Annotated in this window: 17 protein-coding genes; 7 read left to right on the top strand and 10 right to left on the bottom strand. The window is 69.0% G+C overall.

Annotation, left to right across the window (positions count from 1 at the left end):
• The first annotated feature begins 98 nt into the window (after positions 1 to 98).
• On the top strand, positions 99 to 1,505 hold the full coding sequence (locus ACFSVL_RS30190) for an AAA family ATPase (RefSeq protein WP_378308942.1): 1,407 nt from the start codon (positions 99 to 101) through the stop codon (positions 1,503 to 1,505).
• Here the strand turns inward: ACFSVL_RS30190 and ACFSVL_RS30185 are convergent.
• Entirely contained in the window at positions 1,481 to 2,902 is a 1,422-nt protein-coding gene (locus tag ACFSVL_RS30185) for a M1 family metallopeptidase (RefSeq protein WP_378308941.1), read from the bottom strand. The two genes, ACFSVL_RS30190 and ACFSVL_RS30185, sit on opposite strands and share 25 nt — an antisense overlap.
• Positions 2,903 to 2,959: 57 nt before the next feature.
• Between ACFSVL_RS30185 and ACFSVL_RS30180 the strand changes: the two genes are divergently transcribed.
• A complete protein-coding gene (locus tag ACFSVL_RS30180) occupies positions 2,960 to 3,712 on the top strand; it encodes an alpha/beta fold hydrolase (RefSeq protein ID WP_378308940.1) in 753 nt (250 codons plus the stop codon).
• 46 nt (positions 3,713 to 3,758) lie between these two features.
• Here ACFSVL_RS30180 and ACFSVL_RS30175 read toward each other — a convergent pair whose 3' ends face one another.
• The 4 genes from ACFSVL_RS30175 to ACFSVL_RS30160 form a co-directional block, all read right to left on the bottom strand.
• The gene (locus ACFSVL_RS30175) at positions 3,759 to 4,712 is read right to left on the bottom strand and encodes a peptidoglycan recognition protein family protein (RefSeq protein ID WP_378308939.1); all 954 of its coding nucleotides are present in this window, start codon (positions 4,710 to 4,712) and stop codon (positions 3,759 to 3,761) included.
• A gap of 90 nt (positions 4,713 to 4,802) precedes the next feature.
• The gene (locus ACFSVL_RS30170; RefSeq protein WP_378308938.1) at positions 4,803 to 5,678 is read right to left on the bottom strand and encodes an A/G-specific adenine glycosylase; all 876 of its coding nucleotides are present in this window, start codon (positions 5,676 to 5,678) and stop codon (positions 4,803 to 4,805) included.
• 33 nt (positions 5,679 to 5,711) lie between these two features.
• Positions 5,712 to 6,203 carry a beta-class carbonic anhydrase gene (locus ACFSVL_RS30165; protein ID WP_378308937.1) on the bottom strand — a complete coding sequence of 164 codons (492 nt, stop codon included), beginning with the start codon at positions 6,201 to 6,203 and terminating at the stop codon, positions 5,712 to 5,714.
• Positions 6,204 to 6,365: 162 nt separating this feature from the next.
• Positions 6,366 to 7,466 carry a LacI family DNA-binding transcriptional regulator gene (locus ACFSVL_RS30160; RefSeq protein WP_378308971.1) on the bottom strand — a complete coding sequence of 367 codons (1,101 nt, stop codon included), beginning with the start codon at positions 7,464 to 7,466 and terminating at the stop codon, positions 6,366 to 6,368.
• Between the two features lie 178 nt (positions 7,467 to 7,644).
• Between ACFSVL_RS30160 and ACFSVL_RS30155 the strand changes: the two genes are divergently transcribed.
• The 3 genes from ACFSVL_RS30155 to ACFSVL_RS30145 are packed head-to-tail and all read left to right on the top strand — an operon-like array spanning position 7,645 to position 10,283.
• The gene (locus tag ACFSVL_RS30155) at positions 7,645 to 8,559 is read left to right on the top strand and encodes a metal ABC transporter solute-binding protein, Zn/Mn family (RefSeq protein ID WP_378308936.1); all 915 of its coding nucleotides are present in this window, start codon (positions 7,645 to 7,647) and stop codon (positions 8,557 to 8,559) included.
• Positions 8,559 to 9,395 (top strand): metal ABC transporter ATP-binding protein, encoded by an 837-nt coding sequence (locus ACFSVL_RS30150; protein ID WP_378308935.1) that lies wholly within the window; start codon positions 8,559 to 8,561, stop codon positions 9,393 to 9,395. Before ACFSVL_RS30155 ends, ACFSVL_RS30150 begins: the two co-directional genes overlap by 1 nt.
• 3 nt (positions 9,396 to 9,398) lie before the next feature.
• Positions 9,399 to 10,283, top strand: coding sequence for a metal ABC transporter permease (locus tag ACFSVL_RS30145; protein ID WP_378308934.1), 885 nt, complete (start codon positions 9,399 to 9,401; stop codon positions 10,281 to 10,283).
• Between the two features lie 451 nt (positions 10,284 to 10,734).
• Here the strand turns inward: ACFSVL_RS30145 and ACFSVL_RS30140 are convergent, their stop codons facing one another.
• The 4 genes from ACFSVL_RS30140 to ACFSVL_RS30125 all read right to left on the bottom strand — a co-directional run bounded on the left by ACFSVL_RS30140 (position 10,735) and on the right by ACFSVL_RS30125 (position 15,874).
• Positions 10,735 to 12,051 carry an alginate O-acetyltransferase AlgX-related protein gene (locus ACFSVL_RS30140; RefSeq protein WP_378308933.1) on the bottom strand — a complete coding sequence of 439 codons (1,317 nt, stop codon included), beginning with the start codon at positions 12,049 to 12,051 and terminating at the stop codon, positions 10,735 to 10,737.
• A gap of 64 nt (positions 12,052 to 12,115) precedes the next feature.
• Positions 12,116 to 13,339, bottom strand: coding sequence for a DUF445 domain-containing protein (locus ACFSVL_RS30135; protein ID WP_378308932.1), 1,224 nt, complete (start codon positions 13,337 to 13,339; stop codon positions 12,116 to 12,118).
• A gap of 47 nt (positions 13,340 to 13,386) precedes the next feature.
• Positions 13,387 to 14,562, bottom strand: coding sequence for a DUF445 family protein (locus tag ACFSVL_RS30130; protein WP_378308970.1), 1,176 nt, complete (start codon positions 14,560 to 14,562; stop codon positions 13,387 to 13,389).
• 82 nt (positions 14,563 to 14,644) lie between these two features.
• The gene (locus tag ACFSVL_RS30125; protein ID WP_378308931.1) at positions 14,645 to 15,874 is read right to left on the bottom strand and encodes a DUF445 family protein; all 1,230 of its coding nucleotides are present in this window, start codon (positions 15,872 to 15,874) and stop codon (positions 14,645 to 14,647) included.
• Positions 15,875 to 16,004: 130 nt separating this feature from the next.
• On the opposite strand from ACFSVL_RS30125, the gene ACFSVL_RS30120 reads away from it, so the two are divergent.
• A complete protein-coding gene (locus ACFSVL_RS30120) occupies positions 16,005 to 17,618 on the top strand; it encodes a hypothetical protein (protein ID WP_378308930.1) in 1,614 nt (537 codons plus the stop codon).
• A gap of 7 nt (positions 17,619 to 17,625) precedes the next feature.
• Here the strand turns inward: ACFSVL_RS30120 and ACFSVL_RS30115 are convergent, their stop codons facing one another.
• Positions 17,626 to 18,000: a MerR family transcriptional regulator gene (locus ACFSVL_RS30115; RefSeq protein WP_378308929.1), complete on the bottom strand. Its 375-nt coding sequence runs from the start codon at positions 17,998 to 18,000 to the stop codon at positions 17,626 to 17,628.
• 59 nt (positions 18,001 to 18,059) lie between these two features.
• Between ACFSVL_RS30115 and ACFSVL_RS30110 the strand changes: the two genes are divergently transcribed.
• Complete coding sequence (locus ACFSVL_RS30110) at positions 18,060 to 19,232, top strand: MFS transporter (protein ID WP_378308928.1); 1,173 nt, start codon at positions 18,060 to 18,062, stop codon at positions 19,230 to 19,232.
• The last annotated feature ends 52 nt before the right edge of the window (positions 19,233 to 19,284 follow it).

Genomic DNA, 19,284 nt, shown 5'->3' with positions numbered 1-19,284 from the left:
ACGCCGACGCGATCCCGCGTTTGCGTTGATCTTGACCACGGTCATGCCCAGGCGTCTTACGGCTGGCCCGAGTTAGCGGTTCGTGCCACTCTGCTCACATGGGGGACGACGAAGTCTTTGGCACCGAACTGGCCCGTAACCTCCAGCGCCTCGTGAAAGCCGCGGCTGGGTCGGCCGGTTCGGGCAACGGGAATGAGCTGATCGACCGCGTCACCGGCCACCTCGGGGTACCGCTGGCGCAGGCGCTGGTGGTCACGCGCAACTTCGAGGACTGGGAGCACGCGACCATCCAGGCCGGGGTCGACGCGTACCTCGCGGAACACGGGGTCGGCACGGACTGGTTCGGCATCGTCGGCGGACTGCGCGGCCACGAAGACCTGGTCGGCATGCTGTTCACGGCCAAGCAACACGGCCACTACGAGCTGGGCGCGGTGGACTACGCGACCGTCGCGATCGGCCCGGACGAGGCGGCGGATGTCGTCCAGCTCGGGTTGGTCGGCACGACCGCGCCGGACGGTTCTCCGGTGCTGGTCGGCGTACGCGGCGCCGCCCCGCAGTACGGGCAGGTGAACTGCAGGCTCGAGGTAATCGCCGAGAACCGGCGGGCGGCCACCGAGACCCGCGACCGCATCGAAGCATTTATGACCGAACGCGACGTGCTGCGCGGCCAGGTGATCGCGTTCGGCCTGAGCGAGCACCGCAACAACGAGCTGGTCACCTTCCTGCCGCGCCCGGAGCTGAGCAGCGAGGACGTGGTGCTGCCGGACGGCATCCTGGAATCGATCGAACGGCACACCCTGGGCATCGCGGAATACGGCGCGCGGCTGGCCGCAGCGGGCCAGCATCTAAAGCGCGGCCTCCTGCTGCACGGCCAGCCGGGCACCGGCAAGACACACACCGTGCGGTACCTGATGGGTCAGCTCCCGGACTGCACGGTGGTGATCTTGACCGGCAGCGCGATGCGGTTCATCTCGAAGGCGGCGTCGCTGGCGCGCCGGCTGCAGCCGAGCGTCATGGTGCTGGAGGACGTCGACCTGATCGCCGAGGACCGCGACCTCGCGCACGGTCCGACGCCGCTGCTGTTCAGCCTGCTCGACGCGATGGACGGCGTCGGCGGCGACGCGGATGTCACCTTCCTGCTCACCACCAACCGGGCGAGCAGTCTGGAGAAAGCGCTGGCAGACCGCCCCGGCCGGGTCGACCTCGCGGTGGAAGTGCCGCTGCCGGACGCCGCTGGCCGGGAAGCGCTGCTGCGCCTGTACTCGCGCGATCTGGAGCTGACGGCCGACCTGGCCCCGGTGGTCGAGGCAACAGATGGCGTCACAGCGTCGTTCATGAAGGAGCTGCTTCGCCGAGCATCCCTGCGCGCGCTGGCGCTCCGGCCGGACGATCCAGTGCGGGTTGGCGACCCCGAACTAACCGAGGCCCTAGCCGAGATGAACGACTCGCGCAGCAGCCTGACCAGGTCCTTGCTGGGCAGTCACGGCCGCAACGGGCCCGGATAAAGGTCGGCGTCCGACGGCAGCTTCGTCCCGTGGAACCAGTCGTTGAGGAATCCGCTCAAGTCCCGTCCGGCGACATGCGACACGAGCTTCTCGAAGTCCGCCCACGTAGCGTTCCCGTTGCGATGCTGACCCACCCACTCGTGCAGCACCTTGTCGAACGCCGCTTCGCCCAGCTCCCGGCGCAGCGCGTGCACGGCGAGGATGCCCTTGTCGTACGCCCCCTGGAACAGGTGCTCCGGCCCCATGTCGACGAGCTTCTGGCCCCAGAAATCCGTGCTGCCCTTGGTGATTTCGACGGCCGCGCGGTAGCGGTCGTCCAGGTTCTGGCCCTCGCGTTCGCCCCACAGCCACTGCGCGTACGACGCGAGGCATTCGTTCAGGCAGATGTCCGCCCACGAGTTGAGCGACACCGAATCGCCGAACCACTGGTGCGCGTTCTCGTGCACCATGGTCAGGATTTCCGCCCATTTCGCATAAGTGGGACGGGTTTGCGTTTCCAGGGAGAAGTGGATGTCCTCGTCGAGGTAGATCCCGCCCGCCGCGCTCTGCGGGTATTTGCCGAATTTGCTTTCCAGGAACGAGATCACCTCGGGCAGCCGGTCGCCGGTGGCCTGGCGGGCCTCGGCACCCGGCGCGTAGCCGGAAACGACCGGCGTTCCGTCCGGCAGCGTGGACCGCTGCACGGTGAACTTGTCGATCGCGATCGTGGTCAGGTAGCTCGCCACCGGATTCGGATCCGCCCACGTCGTGGTGGTTTTGCCGTCCTTGGCGCTGGTGCCCTGTTCCCGGCCGTTGGACAGCACAGTCCAGCCGGTGGGCACGTGCGCGGTCAGCGTGAACGTTGCCTTGTCGCGCGGGGTTTCGTTGACCGGGTACCAGAACGACGCCGAATGCGGTTCGCCGACCAGGTACGCGCCGCCATCTTCGGATCGGGCCCAGCCGTTTTCCGACCCGCCGTCGTGCGGGGTTTTCGCCGGAACGCCCGAATAGCGCACGCGCGTCCGGAACGTCGAGCCCGACCGCAACGGCTCGGCCGGGGTCACGATCAGCTTGTTCTTTTCCCGACTGTACTTCGCCGGTTTCCCGTCGATCTCCACTCCCGCGACGTCCAGCCCGCGCAGGTCGAAGCCGAAGCGGCTGAGGTCCTGGGTGGCTTTCGCGGAGACCGTGGTGTCGCCGTCGAGGCGGCCGCTTGGCGGGTCGTAGCTGACGTCGACGTGGTAGTCGAGGGCGTCGTACCCGCCGTTGCCGTCCTCCGGGAAGTACGGATCGCCCGCGCTGTTCGCGCCCGGTGCCGGATGCATCGGCGGCGGCGGAGCAGCGGGCGCGGCAGGGCTGCACGCGGACAGCGCAAGCACGCCGGAGAGGGCGAGGACGGCGGTCTGGCGGCTGCGCATTCCTTCACCCTAGGGGCAGATTTGTGATGAAGTAGCCGGGAAAACCCGGGAGGATTAATGCGACCAGGCCTGATCGACTTCGGGGGTGACGAACGCCCCGGCGTGTCGATCCTGCTGCTGCACGGGTTGATGGGCCGCGCCCGCACGTGGTGGCCGGTCGCGCAATGGCTCAACCGGTACGGCCGGGTGCGCGCCCTCGACGCGCGCGGGCACGGCCGGGCGCCGCACACCGGGCCGTGGACCACCGAACAGTTCGCCGAGGACGTCGCGGACGTGCTGGCCGACCTCGGTCCCACGGTGCTGATCGGGCATTCGATGGGCGGGCTGCACGCGTGGGCCACCGCGGCGAAATACCCGGAGCTGGTGCGCGCGGTGGTCAGCGAGGATTTCGCCCCGGACCAGCGCGGACGCACCGTCGAGACCTGGCGCGGCTACTTCGAGAGCTGGCCGGTGCCGTTCGAGTCGCTGGCGCACGTCCGCGAGTTCTTCGGCACCGCGGGCGACTACTTCACCGAATGCGTCGAGGAACGCGAGGACGGCTACCACCTGATCGCCGACCTGGAGAACCTGTACGAGATCGCCGCCGAATGGGGCCGCCGGGACTATTGGTCCATTGTGGACGGCATCCGCTGTCCGCTGCTGCTGGTCGAGGGCGAGCACACCGCGATGCCGGCCGGTCAGCAAGCCGAGGTCGCGGCGCGCGTGCCGGGTGCGCGGCATCTGGTCATGCCCGGTTCGGCGCATTTGCCGCACGCCGAGGCACCCGAGACCTATCGCGGCGCGGTGGAAGCGTTCCTGTCCGGCCTGTGACGCCTCACGCGTGCCGCCCTCGCTGGCATGCGTGAGGCGTCCCCGGTCAGCGGGCCAGCTCGGTGCGCCACGCGGCGGTCGAGCGGTCCGCCGGCACGATCAACGGCCAGACGTCCGAGCCCAGGTACGCGGACTCGTCGCCAGCCCGCGCCGCGGTGCAGCTGTCGCGGGAGAGCCCCTGCTCAACGGCCAACGCGGACACGGCGGCAGCGGTCGTCTTGCCGAACACGCCGTCGGTGGGCACGCCGAAACCGGCCGCGCGCAGGAACCGTTGCGCGGTCCTCACTCGCGGCCCGGTGTCACCCGGCTTGAGGAGCGGCCATTCCGGTGCGTCGAGCCGCGCGACGGACATCCCGAGCTGCTTGCCGACCGCCTCGCGCAGCTCCGGAAGCCGGTCGTAGAGCACCTGGCCACAGCACTCGGTCGAGTTGAAATCGCGGTGGCCCTTGATGAACTCGGGCGTGATGCCGTATTGGTGCGCGATGTAGGTGATCAGCTGCACGAGCGAATCCCAGAGCGCGACCGGCACGTCGACCGTGCTGTAGAGGCCTTCGTTCTCGATGCCGAGGCATTCGCTGTTGTGGTTGCCGACGTTCGCGCCCTGCACGTGCTGCGTCCCGCCGCGCAGGATTTCGAGGCTGCGGTGCCGTCCCTCCGTCACGAAGCCGCCGCGGCTGTTCGTGAACTGCTGGCCGGTGTCGATCCAGCCGCGGGTGTCCATGTGGAAGTTCTGGATGTCCCGCGAGATCTGCAGCGCGTGCGCCAGCGAGTAGTCGGTGTTGTTGCCGGGATCGACGGTGTGGTGCACCACGATGTACGTCGGCTTGTGGTTCTCCACCACGATCGCGCCCGACGCGGGCCGGGCGTTCCACTCGGCCGTCGAATGGATGACCGGAGTGGTGGCGGCCGCCGCGGATTTCGCTCCAGCGAAGCCCAAAACGCCCACGGCGGTGGCGGTGAGGCCGCCCTTCAAGACGGCGCGACGCGTTGCTTCCCCCATGCGGAACTCCTCAGCCCGGAAGTGCGACGGGGGAAAGCTAACCCGGCGCCCCGGGGGTGACAACTTTTTGCCGACTTTCGTCGTAGTGCGTCAGTGTTCCCCAGGCAGCGCGAACAGCCCGTCGTGGGTTTGCTCCAGCAGACCGTCCACGAGCAGCGAATCCAGGCACCGGTCGCGCTGGCCGGACTCGTGCCACACCAGGTCCAGCCGGGCCTTCTCGACCGGCCCCTCGCTGCCGCGCAGGACGTCCAGCAACAGCCCGCGGACCTGCCGGTCGGTGCCGGCGAACTTCTGCACCGGCTTGGCCGGGCCGGCGTATTCGGGACGGCCGTTGTGCTGCCACGCGCATTCGGCGTAGATCGGGCAGTCCGCGCACTTCGGCGAACGGGCGGTGCAGATCAGCGCGCCCAGCTCCATCAACGCCGCGGACAGCTTCGCCGCCGGCGCGTCCTCGGCGGGCAACAACGCCTCGACATCCGCCATGTCGCGCGTGTTCGACGCCGGGCCAGCGTCACCCGCGCCGTGAACGGCCCGCGCGACCACCCGTCGGACGTTCGTGTCCACGACGGGCGCACGCTTGCCGTACGCGAACGCCGCCACCGCGCGCGCCGTGTACGCGCCGATGCCCGGCAACGCGAGCAGTGTGTCGACGTCGGAAGGCACGACGTCGCCGTGGTCCTGAGCAATGACGGTGGCGGCAGCATGCAGCCGAAGCGCGCGACGCGGGTAACCGAGCTTGCCCCACGCGCGCACGACCTCGCCGGTGGTCTCCGCGGCCAGCGCCGACGGCACCGGCCAGCGGGCCATCCACTCCAGCCAGATCGGCTGGACGCGCGAGACCGGCGTCTGCTGCAGCATGATTTCGCTGACCAGCACGCCCCACGCCGAACAGTCCGGCTCCCGCCACGGCAGGTCCCGGCCGACGTCGGCGAACCAGTCGATCAGCACATCGGTGTCTACTGCCACCCCGCCATTGAATACGACCGAATCCGACGGCCGTTACTTGACCTCGGTCAGGCTCCCGGCCTTCACGTCGTAGACGAATCCGCGCACGTTGTCGTTGTGCAGGAGGAAGTCGCTGCGCCGGGCACGCTCGACCGAGGTGCGCACGCTGTCCTCGACCTTGCGGAACGCCTCGACGGCCCAGGTCGGCCGCAGCCCGGTGGCGGACTCCAGCTCGTCCTTGAACTCGTCCTCGGTGACCGTGGAGAGACCGCAGTCGGTGTGCTGGACGATCAGCACCTCGCGGGTGCCGAGCTTGCGCTGGCTGAGCGCGAGGGAACGGATCATGTCGTCGGTGACCACGCCGCCCGCGTTGCGCAGCACGTGCGCCTCGCCCTGCAGCAGGCCGAAGATCTCGAACACCCGGATCCGGGCGTCCATGCAGGTCAGGATCGACACGTGCAGCGACGGCTTCGGGGAGGACCGGTCGCCGGGGACGATGTTCCCGATTTCCTGATTACGCTTGAGCAGCACGTCGATGGAGGTCATGGGGCACCTTTCGGCCTGCGCTTTCCCGCGGGACGCGGGCGGTTCTGTCCATGGAACCGGGCCGGGGCCGCGCGCACAATGCGGTGGGCGCGAAATCACGGCAAAGGCTGGGGTGACTCGTGAGTGCTGATCACGGTTCTAACCGTGATCAGCACTCACGACTCACCCACCAAACCAGGGCTCTTCAACCGTCCGCGGCGGCGCCGACGTCCGCCCGACCCGCAGCTCAGTCGGCAACGTGATCACCTTCGGGCCCACTCGCTCCGCCGAGCTGAGCAGCAGCCGACCGGCCACCTTGCCCTTCTCCAGCACCGGCTGATGCACCGTCGTGAGCCCGGACCGCTCCGCCTCGGAGATGCCGTCGAAACCGGTCACCGTGAGGTCGAGTGGCACCCGCAGCCCGCGCCGCGCGGCCTCGGCCAGCGCGCCGAGCGCGAGGATGTCCGAGGTGCAGACCAGGGCGGTGACCTGCGGATACGCGTCCAGCAGCTGGCGCGCGGCGGAGGCGCCGTCGTCCACCGTGTGGTCGAAACGCTCGACCACCGGAACGGTCGCCCAGTCGACCCCGGCCGAGGAAAACGCCGTCGCCAGCGCTTCCAGCCGGGTGCGCTGCACGTGGAAATGCGCGCCGCTCTGTCGTTCAGCGGTCACGAAGTCGTCGTTGCGCTCGCGGCCGAGCCGCATGCAGAGCACGCCGACCTGCCGGTGGCCGAGCGCCACCAGATGGTCGGCGAGCTGCGTGACCGCGGCGGCGTCGTCCGGGCCGACGCGATCGATGCCTTCGATGCGCGGCTGGTCGATGATCACCGTGGGCACCGGCCGCTCCATGACGGCCGCGAGATGCGGGTCGTCGTCGGGCACGGAGTACACGACGAACCCGTCCACGCCCGCGCGGTGCACCGCGGCGAGGTCCTCGCGACCGGGGCTGGCGGGCACGAGGTGCAGGCCGACGCCCGCGTCCTCGCAGGCCAGCGCGAGCCCTTCGAGCACGCCGACGGCGGCCGGGTCGCGGAAGGCGTAGGAGAGGTTCTCGGTCAGCAGCAGCCCGACCGCGCCCGCTTTGCGCGTGCGCAGCGAGCGCGCGACCGGGTCCGGGCCGGGGTAGCCGAGCCGTCGCGCGGTCTCGAGCACCCGGCGGCGCAGTTCGGGGGAGAGCTGATCCGGGCGGTTGTAGGCGTTGGACACGGTGGTCCTGGACACCCCGAGTTCCGCCGCGAGCGACGCCAATGTCGCCTGCCTCCGGGTGCGAATAGGACGGCCCATCCGCAAACCGTAACGGTTCAGATCGTTTTCCAGAAGCGACACCCCTGTGGTGAGCGTCTCGATCCGTTCGGTGATCACCAGTGGGTACGACCACCCGGTGGAGTGAGGCGCGCCGTTCGGATGGGGTAAAGTGAATCTGACAACGGTTTCCATTAGCAGTTTGACCCAGGAGTGCCCGATGACTTCCCGCCGCACCACGAGCGTCCTCGCCGCCGCGTCGGCCCTGGCTGTGTTCGCGCTCGGCGCGTGCTCCAGCACGTCGTCCTCGACCGGTTCCGGGGCGGGAGGGGGAACGGGCGACCAGGTGAAGGTCGTCGCCTCCACCGATGTCTGGGGCAGTGTCGTATCCGCCGTCGGCGGCGACAAAGTGCAGGTCACGTCGATCATTCACGATCCGTCCGCCGACCCGCACTCGTACGAGTCCACCGCCGACGACGCGCTCGCGGCCAAGAAGGCGCAGCTGACGCTGGCCAACGGCGGCGGCTACGACGAGTTCTTCACCAAGCTCTCCGGCGAGGCGGCTTCGGCGAAGAAACTGGTCGCCTACGACATCGCCGCGCCCGGCGAGGAGAACGAGCACGTCTGGTACGACCTGCCGGGCGTCGAGAAGGTCGCCGACCAGGTCGCCGCCGCGCTCGGCGAGATCCAGCCCGCGTCGAAGCAGAAGTTCGAAGAGAACGCCAAGACCTTCAAGGGCCAGATCGACGGCCTGATCAAGAAGGCGGGCGCGCTGGGCACCGCGCACCCGGACACCAAGGTCGTCGTCACCGAACCGGTCGCGCACTACCTGCTCAAGACCGCGAAGATCGCCGACTCCACCCCGAAGGCGTTCTCCGACGCGATCGAGAACGAGACCGACGTGCCCGCCGCGGCGGTCTCCGAGTTCACCAAGCTGATCAAGGAGAAGCAGGTGAAGGCGCTGGTCAACAACGTGCAGACGGTCACTCCGCTGACCAAGCAGGCGGTCGCCGACGCGAAGGCGTCCGGGGTCGCGGTGGTCGACGTATCCGAGACGCTCCCGGCGAACGTCACGGGCTACATTGACTGGATGACCAAGGATGTGGACTCGCTTTCGGGGGCTCTGAACAGCTGATGCCCGTCCAGCTTCCGGAAGCCGCCCCCGCGGTCCGCGTGCGCGGGGCCGGGCTCGCCTTCGGCGACCGCACCCTCTGGTCCGGTTTGGACTTGGACGTCGAGCCGGGCGAATTCCTGGCCGTCCTCGGCCCGAACGGATCCGGCAAAAGCAGCTTCCTGAAAGCGTTGCTGGGCATGCAGACGCTGTCGGCGGGCACGGTGGAAATCGCGGGCGGCCGTCCGGGCGGGGCGAACCGCAAGGTCGGCTACATCCCGCAGCAGCGCGCGATCGACGATGCGCTCACGCTGCGCGGCGTCGACCTGGTCGGCCTCGGGCTGGACGGCCACCGCTGGGGCCCGGGCCTCGCCGGAATGCGCGCGCGGAAACGCCGGGTGGCGTCGGTGATCGAATCGGTCGGCGGCACGCGTTACGCGAAGCAGCCGGTCGGCCGGCTGTCCGGCGGCGAGCAGCAACGGCTCCGCGTCGCGCAGGCACTGGTCGGCGACCCGACAGTGCTGCTGTGCGACGAACCGCTGCTGTCACTGGACTTGGCGCACCAGCGCGCGGTAAGCGAGCTGATCGACGCGCGGCGGCGCGAAGCCGGGTCCGCGGTGCTGTTCGTGACGCACGAGATCAACCCGGTGCTGCAATTCGTCGACCGCGTGCTGTACCTGGTGAACGGCCAGTTCCGGATCGGCAAGCCGGACGAGGTGATGACCTCGGAGACGCTGTCGGATTTGTACGGCACGAAAATCGAGGTGCTGCGCGTCGGCGGGCAGATCCACATCGCCGGTGCGCAAAGCGCGCTGTGCGAGGACGAACCGCATCACCACGAGCAGGAAGCAGTGGGCTGAGCCTTGGACGGCATGTTCGACTTCGCCAAGACGTGGGAGCTGATCGCGGAACTGGACAGCGTCCGCATCGCGTTGATCGCGGCCGCGGTGCTCGGCTTGCTGGCCGGGGTGCTCGGCCCGCTGATCGTGATGCGCCGCATGTCGTTCGCGGTGCACGGCACGTCCGAACTGGCGTTCACCGGCGCGGCCGGCGCGCTGCTGCTTGGCGTCGGCGTGGAGTACGGCGCGCTGGCCGGTGCCGTCGCCGCCGCGTTGCTGCTGGGCATCCTCGGCATCCGCGACGCCGACCGCGATTCGGTGATCGGCGTGATCCTGTCCTTCGGACTGGGCATGGGCGTGCTGCTGCTGTCGTTCTACAAAGGACGGTCGGCGAACAAATTCGGCATCCTGACCGGCCAGATCATCACGGTGGACAGCACGAACCTGACCGCGTTGGTGATCTCGGCGGCGGCGGTGCTGGCGGTGCTGGCGCTGATTTACCGGCCGCTGCTGTTCGCGAGCGTCGACCGGTCGGTGGCCGAGGCGCGCGGCGTGCCGGTCAAGACGTTGACGGTGCTGTTCTCCCTGCTGGTCGGGGTCGCGACGGCGCTGAGCGTGCAGGTGGTCGGGTCGCTGCTGGTGGTCGCGTTGATGGTGACCCCCGCCGCGGCTGCCGCCCGGGTGACGGCGAGCCCGTTGCGCGCCACGGTGTTGTCGGTGGTGTTCGCCGAGGTTTCCGCACTGGGCGGCATCGTGCTGTCGCTGGCCCCGGGGCTGCCGGTGAGCGCGTTCGTGACGTCGATTTCGTTCTTGATCTACCTGGTGTGCCGGGTGATCTCGTGGGTCCGCGACCGTCGGCGCGGGGTGCGGACCAGCCCGGCGGAAGTGGCCGCGGTTCCGGTCGGCTAGGCCGGGCAGGCGCGTCGGGGCCGTTGCGGGTGGCGGGAGCTGGGCGCGTCGTCCGTGAGGGACTCCTTCAGGGAACCAGATTCCAATGCCGGGGACTTCAGGCGGGCGCTGCGGGTGCCGTTTGAGGCTCGTCTTGCGGTGGCAGGGGCTGGCCAGGGCCGGTGCCGTTCGTGGCGGGCCGGCTGGTGCGGGTTTGGTCGTCCGTGAGGGGAACCCTGAGGGACTCTGATTCCCCCAGGGTTCCCCTCACGGACCTCCGGACATGGTCATGCGGGCATAAAACGGGCAAATCGCCGGTTCTGGCGTCCTTTGTGGATGGTCCAGCCGGCGTGCGGCCACGCACCTTAAGTCCCTGGCATTGGAACCAGATTCCCTCAGGGGTCCCCTCACGGACCTGCTCGGGTTCGCGAACGACCCCGAGCACTCCTGGCGCACCGCCACCACCGAACCCCTACCGGATCGGATGCTTCGCCAGCGCGTCCTTCACCGCCGCGATGAACCCCTCGTCCGTGAACGGCACCAGCCCGCCCGAGACATTCCGCTCCACCGCCTGCAACACCACCACGTGCGAGTTCACGAACTGGTCCACCGCCTGTGACTGCGGCGTCTTGTCCGTCGAATACGCCAGGTACGTCAGATTCGTGAACGCCGCCTCCAGATACCGCGACGACGCGAGGCTGAACGAGTCGCCGTAGATCAGGGTCGGCTGGTCGATCGTGCCGACGATCGGCGGTGCCGAGCGGTGCACCGGCTGGTCGATGCTGCCGACGAATTCGCCCGCGCGGTCGGTGACGCCGTCCGGGCGCAGGTTGTACCGGGTGTTCGTTTTGACGCCGGTCTGGCCGAGCAGCAGCGGCAGGTCCGCGACCGCGTCGTACTGGCCGTCCGGGGCGCTCAGCCAGCTGTTCGAGGTTCCCGGCTTGATCGTGTCGGCGAGCGCGCGGGTGAGGACGAGACCGCCTTCGTCGCGCCAGTGCGTGTCGTTGGGGGCGTAGATCGGGTGGCCCACCCGGGCCGCTTCGGCGGCGAGCTGCGGGCGCAGGTCGAGGGAGTGTCCTTCGGTGGTGATCTTGTACCAGTCGTTCGGCGAAGCGGCCTGCGAACACTCCTTGCCCGGATAGCTGGCGGGGAGGAACTGCGGCACCATCGTCGTCTTGTCCGGCGTCACCACGAACACGAACTTCCGGCCGGACGCCTCGACCGCCGCGCGCAGTTCGCCGATCCGCTTCATCGTGGTGTCGACGTCCTGGGTCGGCGTGCACTTCGCCTCGGAGTCGTAGCCGTAGTACAGCCAGCCGTCCGAGCCCTGGACCACCTTGCGGTACCCGGCCTGGCTTGATCCCGGTCCGCTCGGCAGCGTCGGGCCCGTGTTCGGCGCGCCCGGCTGCTGCAGCGGCGGGGCTGGGATCGGGCCGGTGTTCGACGCCGAGCCCTGGTCGAGCGGAGCGGCCTCGCCGAAGACTCCCTCGCTGATCCCGTTCGCCGCGTTGATCGCGGCCGCGCGGAACGACAGCTGGTCGGTCGCCCATTTGGGGAGGTTGGTGAAGAAGCTGAACCCCTCGCCGAGACTGGGGAATCCGGCGAGCTTGTGGTTCTCGATCTCGGTCGGCCGGACTCCGACGACCCACAGCATGGTCGGTGTCACGAAGAACAACAGGGCGCTGATCAGCGCGGTCAGCTGCCGTTTGCCGTGCCTCGGGCGATGCAGCGCGTGCTCGCGGGGCAGGTAGGCCTCGTGGACTGCGGGCAGCTGTGGTGGCTCGGACACGCCCTCACGTTAGTCAGTTCGAGTGAGGCTGGCGCGAACAACCGCCGAAAAGCCAGCCGAGCACTCAGCCGAGCATGAGGAGGACTTGCAGCTCGCCGACGAGGAACCCGATCACGCCGCCGACCGCGATCAGCTTCCATTCGTCCTGCCGGAACGCCGGCCGCAGCAACCCCTCGAACTCCAGCGGTGTGAGCGCGAGCATCCGCTGCTCGACCATCTTCGCCACGTCCATCGCCTCGGTCAGGTACCCCTCGGCGTAGCGCGCGGTCAGCGGCAGCTCAGCCAGCGCTCGCTGCGCCGCGGCGTGCTTCATCTCCTGCAGCCGCTGCGCCCCCACGGTGAGTGCGACCACCGGTTTCGCGGCGCTGACCTGCGCGTCCACCGCGTGCCCGACGGCGCGTTCGACCATCGCCACGAGCCGGTCGGACTTCGGGCCGCGCAGCAGTGCGTCGAGCAGATTCGGGACGGTCAGCACCTCGTTGGCGACCAGTTCGCCGTACTGCCGGGCCACCTCGGCGCGGCGCCGCTGGAACTTGCCCTGCAGGATCACCCGGCCCAGCCGGACCGGCTCGCGCGGCAGGAAGATCATCTTGATCGCCAGCCAGTCGGTGAACAGCCCGATCGCGCCGCCGAAGATCGGCAGCACCAGCGGCTGCCGGGTCAGCGCCCACACCAGCGCCTGGACCAGCCCGAGCACGAACCCGAAGACGATCCCGGCGCGCGCGATGAAGGTCATCTCCGGCCGCGACGTTTCGCGGATCAGCCGGACCAGCAGCGCCCGGTCGCGGGTGAGCCGCTCGACCGTCATGTGCCGGACGTCGAGCACCTCGTCCAGGTTGTCGCGGACCTCGTCCAGGAACTCCCGCACCAGCTGCGGCGCACTCGCCTGCACCTGTTTGATCAGCAGTTCCTGCGCGAGCGTCGGCATGACCTCCCACAGCCGCGGATGATGCTGTTCGAGCACTTCGCGGGCGATCCCGTCGACGGCGCGCAGCAGCGGCTGTTCGAGTTCGCGGGTGATGATCACCGGGTCGACGCGGGCGAAGACCTCTTTGATGTCGAGCAGGTTCGAGGTGAGCAGGTCGGTCGCGATCGCGGCCATCCGGCCGCCGTGCTTCGGCACCACGCCCTGCCAGCCGAGGAAGGGCTTGAGGCCGACGAATTCGAGCGGGCGGAACATCATCTCGATCGCGACGCGCTTGGTGACGTAGCCGATCAGCGCGGCGACGAACGGCATCGAGACGTACACCGGCCAGTGCCGCGCGAAGTCGTCCAGCACCGCGTCCACCCGGGTCTCCCTCCCCGTTCCGGAAGGAAACCGTATCGCGTGCCCGATCAGCCGAGGAGAAGCAGCGCCTGCAGTTCGCCGACCAGCCCGCCGATCACCGCGCCGACCGCGATCAGCTTCCACTCGTCCTGCCGGAACGCGGGCCGCAGCAGCTGCTCGAATTCGAGCGGGCTGAGCCGGCGCATCCGGTCCACGATGGTGTTGCGGACGTCGAGCGCGTTGATCGCGTACGTCTCCGCGTGCCGGATGGTGTCCGGCACCCGCTCGGCGGCCTTCGCGGCGGCGACCTGCTTCATTTCCTGGAACCGCTTGGTGCCCACCGCGATCGCGACAAACGGCTTCACGACGCTCGCCTGCGCGTCGATCGTCTTCTGCACCTCGCGGCTGATCAGCGAGAACAACCGGTCCGATTTCGGTCCGCGCAGCACGGCTTCCAGCAGATTCGGAACGGTGATGATCTCGCGCGCGATCATGTCGCCGTAGTCGGCGGCCACCTCGTCGCGGCGCTTCTGGAACACGCCCTGCCAGTTGTAGAAGCCGAAGAACCGTTTCGGCTCGCGCGGCAGGAAGATCATTTTGAGCGCGAGCCAGTCGGTCAGCCAGCCGATCGCGAGCCCGAACAGCGGCAGCACGATCGGCGAGCGCGTCAGCGCCCACACCAGCAGCTGCACACAGCCGAGAATGAACCCGAACCAGATGCCCGACCGCGCGATGAACCGCATTTCCGGCCGCGAGATGTCGCGGATCAGCCGGTTCAGCAAAGCCTTGTCGCGCACCAGGTTCGTGACGACCATGTGCTTGAGGTCGAGCACGTCCTCGATGTTCTGGGAAATCTCGCGCATGATCTTCGTGATCGCCCGCGGTGCCTCGGCCTGCACACGTTTCAGCAGCAACTGCTGCGCGCCGGACGGCAGCATTTCCCACAACCGCGGCTGATAGGTCTCCATCACCTCGCGGGTGACGTCCTCGACCACGCGCAGCAGCGGCTGTTCGATCTCCTTCGCGACCTGCGCCGGGTCGAGCCGGGCGAAGATCTCCTGCGGGTCGACGAGATTGGTGGTGAGCATTTCGGTCGCGGTGGTCGCCATCCGTTCGGCGTTCGCGGGCAGCACGCCCTGCCAGCCGAGGAAGGGCTTGAGACCGACGAATTCGAGCGGCCGGAACATCATCTCGATGGCGACGCGCTTGGTGACATACCCGATCAGCGCCGCGATGAACGGCATGGAGACGTACACCGGCCAGTGCTCGGCGAAAGTGTGCACGCGCGTCCCCTCCGTGTTGCCTACGGAACGGTAACCCGCGCGCCTAGTGGAGCAGGAGCAGGACCTGCAGTTCGCCGACGAGCCCGCCGATCACCGCGCCGACCGCGATCAGCTTCCATTCGTCCTGTTTGAACGCCGGCCGGAGGATGCCCTCGAACTCCAGCGGGGTCAGCTGCTGCATCTTCTCGACGATGGTGTTGCGGACGTCGAGCGCGTCCGTCGCGTAGCTCTCGACGTGCTTCACCGTCTCCGGCAAATACGCGATCGCTTTCTCTGCGGCAGCCTGTTTCATCTGCTGGTACTCGCGCCCGCCGACCGCCAGCGCGACCAGTGGCTTCGCGAGACCGGTCTGTGCGTCGACAGTGCGCTGGACCTCCCGCGTGACGAGCGCGAACAACTTGTCCGCCCGCGGTCCAGTTAGGACAGCTTCGAGGACATTCCCCGCGGTGAGGACTTCTTCCGCGATCAACGCGCCGTAGTCCGCGGCGACCTGCGCGCGGCGTTTCTGGAACATGCCCTGCCAGGTGAAGAACAGGAACCGGCGCGGCTGACGCGGGTAGAAGATCATTTTGAGCGCGAGCCAGTCCGTGACGAAGCCCGTGACGAAACCGAAGATCGGCATGATCACCGGTTGTTTGGTCAGCGCCCACGCGATGAGCTGGACGAGCCCGATCACGAAGCCGAAGCCGATCCCGCTGCGCGCGATGAACCGGAACTCGGGCGCGGCGACCTCGCGGATCAGCCGGCAGGTGAGCGATTTGTCCCGGACCATGGCGTTGATCAGCATGTCGTTGACGTCGAGCACTTCGTCCACATTCGACGACACTTCCCGCATCAGCCGCTTGACGACCTCGGGCGCCTGCGCGCGGACCCGGTCCACCAGCAGTTGCTGCGCGCGGGCGGGCAGCATTTCCCACAGCCGCGGCTGATAGGTCTCAAGCACCTCGCGGGTGACCTCGTCGACCGCCTTCAGCAGCGGTTCTTCCAGCTGCGCGACCATTTCCTCCGGATCGAGCCGGGCGAAAACCTCGCGCGGGTCGAGGAGATTCTTGGTCAGCAGGTCGACCGCGGTGGTGGCCATCCGCCGGGAGTTGGCCGGGATGACGCCCTGCCAGCCGAAGACGGGCCGGATGCCGCGGAACTCGAGCGGCCGGAACATCATCTCGATCGCGACGCGTTTGGTCAGGTAGCCGATGAGCGCCGCGATGAACGGCATGGTCGCGTACACGTGCCAGTGCGCGGCCAGGTCGGCGGCGATGGCTGAAAGGTCCATGCGTCTGCCCCGTTCGCCCGCGCGGTAGGTCGAGGGGACAGGATGCCATGCGTGACGTCGGGTTTGGCGCTTCGTAATGCAGCCGTTTGGCGGTACGTGCCGGAGGTGCTCTGCTCACTAAGGTGGCCCGATGGTCGCGCCCGAAAAGCCGCAGCACCCCGCCTTCGCTGTTACCCGGAAGGGATACGACCCCCATCAGGTCGACACCCGCATAGCCCAGCTGACCAGCGAACTTACGACGACGTCGCACGGCCGCGACGAGGCAGTCGCGACCGCGGGCGAGCTGACGAAGGCCCTGACGACGGCGCAGGCTGAACTGTCGGAAGCGAAGGCCGCGCTAGTCCGCGTCACATCGAGCCCGGCGGGGGCCGGCGCGATCTCCGAACGCGTGCGGATGATGGTGCAACTGGCCGAGGAGGAGATCGCCGACCTCCGCCGCTCAGCGGACGCCGACGCGACCTCGACCCGCGCCGAAGCCGACCGGTACGCGCACGAAACCCAACGGGCAGCGGACAAAGCGGCCAAAGAGGCAGAGGCCGAACGTCAGCGGCTGCTAGCGGAAACGCAGGCCGACTTGGCCGCGCGCACGGAGGCACTGGACGCCCGGGTCGCGGCCGCGGAGAAGGACCTGGCCGCGCGGCAGGCGGATCTGGAATCCCGGACCGCCGCTGCCGAAGCGGACATCGCCACCCGCACGGCCGCCGCCGACGAGGAGATCGCGACCCGCCTGGCGGACCTGGAAGCCCGGCTCAAGGCGGGCAACGAAGACATCGCCACGCGTACGGCGGCGGCCGATGCGGATATCGCGTCGCGCACGGCCGCGGCTGACGAGGACATCGCTTCCCGCACCGCTGCCGCTGACGAGGACATTGCCACGCGGACCGCCGCTGCCAACGCGGATATCGCCACGCGCACCGCCGACGCCGATGCGGAGATCGCCTCCCGCACCGAAGCCGCCGCCCGCGCCCGCGCCGAGGCCGACGAACTCTCCGCTGCCGCCCGCGCCGAGGCAGACCAGGCCGCGCTGACCGCCCGCACCCAGGCCGACGAAGCCGCCGCCGAGGCCCGAGCCAAGGCAGACGCCGAAGCCCAGCACGCCCGCGCCGTCGCCGACGCCGAAGCCCGCAACATCCGCGACGAGAAGGACGCCGAAGCCCTCCGCGTCCGCACCGAAGCCGACGAGGCCGCCGCCAAGGTCCGCGCAGAGGCAGACGCCGCTGCCGAAGCCGCCCGCCTCGCCGCCGACGAAGAATCGGCCCGACTCCGCGCCGAAACCGACGTCGCTGCCGAGGCAAAGGCTGCCGAGGTCCGAGCCGAAGCCGACCGGCGAGCGTCGGAAGAGATCGCGATCAAGAAGGCGCAGGCCGAAACCGCCCTCGCCGACGCCCTCCAGAAGCAAACCGAAGCCACCGAATCGCGCACCCTGGCACTGGACTTGCGCACCAAGGTCGCCGACCGGATCGCCGCCACCAACGAGGCGGTCCAAGAGGCATTGCGTTTCCTTGGCACGCAGGAAGAGGAAGCCGCATCGGCTCCCGCTGACGCCCCTGCGGCGGCTCCCACTGACGGACCTGCGCAGGCTTCGGCTGACGCACCTGCCCTGCCGCAGCCAACCCCGCGGCCAGCCGCATCGACTCCGCAGTCGTCCGAAGACCCGCAGGCCAAGTCCACGGAACCGCCGACCCCGCGCAGCGGCAACGGCAATGGCCGCCGCCCCGGCCGTCCTCGCGCAGGCCGCTCCTGACCGCCTGTCAGGACATTCGGCCGGCGTGCTCCTGTTCGGCCGGGTCGCGCGTGGTCGCGAGCAGACCGTCGAGCAGCGACCGGGTGTGGACGAGCCGGTCGATGTCGCCGGTGATCCGGCGGCGCTCCGCTTCGAGTCGTTCGCGGCAGGCGTCCAGCAGCAGCGATTCGCCGGCCAGGCAAGCCAGGATCTCGCCGATGAGGTCCATGCCGAGACCCGCCGCGAGGAGGGTCTGGATGTGCGCGACCTTGCGGACGTCGGAGTCGGCGAAGATCCGGTACCCGCTGGGCGTCCGATCCGGTCGCAGGACGCCCTTTTCCTCGTAGTAGCGCAGCGCTCGCACGCTGACTCCCGTCCGGTGTGCCAGCTCCCCGATCTTCACTGGGTTCCTTCGCTGTTCGACTTGACTCTCACGTCGACGTGAGAGTTTAGCGTGCGAGCATGCTCCGACTAGCTATCCTCATGTTCTGCGTTTTCAGCATCACCACCGGCGAATTCGTGGTGGCCGGAATCCTGCCCGCGGTCGCCTCCGACCTCCAGGTCACCGTCGGCACCGCGGGGCTGCTGGTGACGGCGTACGCCGTCGGCATGATCATCGGCGGCCCGCTGCTCACCGCGCTGACCGCCGGGATCGACCGGAAGCGGCTGATGCTCGCTCTGCTGGCCGTCGCGGCGGCCGGGAACGCGGTCTCCGCCCTCGCACCCGATTTCGCGCTGTTGCTGGCGGCTCGGGTGGTCACCGCGCTGGTGACCTCGACCTTCTTCGCCCAGGCAATCGTGACCGCGGTGACCTCCGCGCCACCGGAGCGCGCCGGGACCATGGTGGCCCGGCTGGCGTTCGGGATGAACGTGGCCATGATCCTCGGCGCACCGATCGGCACCCAGATCGGCAGTCAGTGGGGCTGGCGCGCGACGTTCGCGGTGATTGCCGTGGCTTGTCTGATCGGGCTGGGCCTCGTGGGCTGGCAGCTCGCCCCGTCAAGCGAGGAGAGCCGGACCTCGGCGATCTCGGAATTGCGGACGCTGCGCCGCCGCCCGGTGCTGCTGGCACTGGCCATCACCGCGGTCGGCAACGTCGGGGTGCTCATGGTGTTCAGCTACCTTGCCCCGCTGCTCACCGATCTGGGCGGACATCCAGCCGCCCGGCTGCCGATCCTGCTGCTCGCGTACGGCATCGGCGCGACGATCGGAAACCTCGTCGGCGGCACGCTCTACGACCGCAACCCGCGGCTTTACCAGCCCCTCCTCCTCGGCCTGCTGGCCGCAACCTTGGTGGGCAGCTGGTTCGTCGCAACCTCCGAGACCTTCACCGTGGCGGCAGTCGTGGCGATCGGCCTCCTCGGCTTCGCGATCATCCCCGGCATGCAAGCACGCGTGATGGCGACCGCCGCCGAAGCTCCGACGCTGGCCATGGCCGTCAACGCCTCCGGATACCAGGTCGCCGCCGCCTGCGCCGGCCTGTTCGGCGGCCTCATCGCCGACTCGACCGCTGGCCCCCGGCCCATCTACCTCGTCGCCGCGGCCCTGACCACGTGCGGCCTCCTCCTGACGGTCCTGATTACCCGCGGGCGGCGCACTCCCGACCGCGAAGACGCCGCAGCGACCGCAAAGTGACTCTGACGCGTTCTGAGCCCTCGACGAACCCGCGTAACCCTAAGCCGCCAAC

Origin of the sequence: Amycolatopsis silviterrae (assembly GCF_042684085.1) — a bacterium.
Lineage (GTDB): Bacteria > Actinomycetota > Actinomycetes > Mycobacteriales > Pseudonocardiaceae > Amycolatopsis > Amycolatopsis silviterrae.
This window is presented reverse-complemented; position numbering and strand designations above follow the sequence as displayed.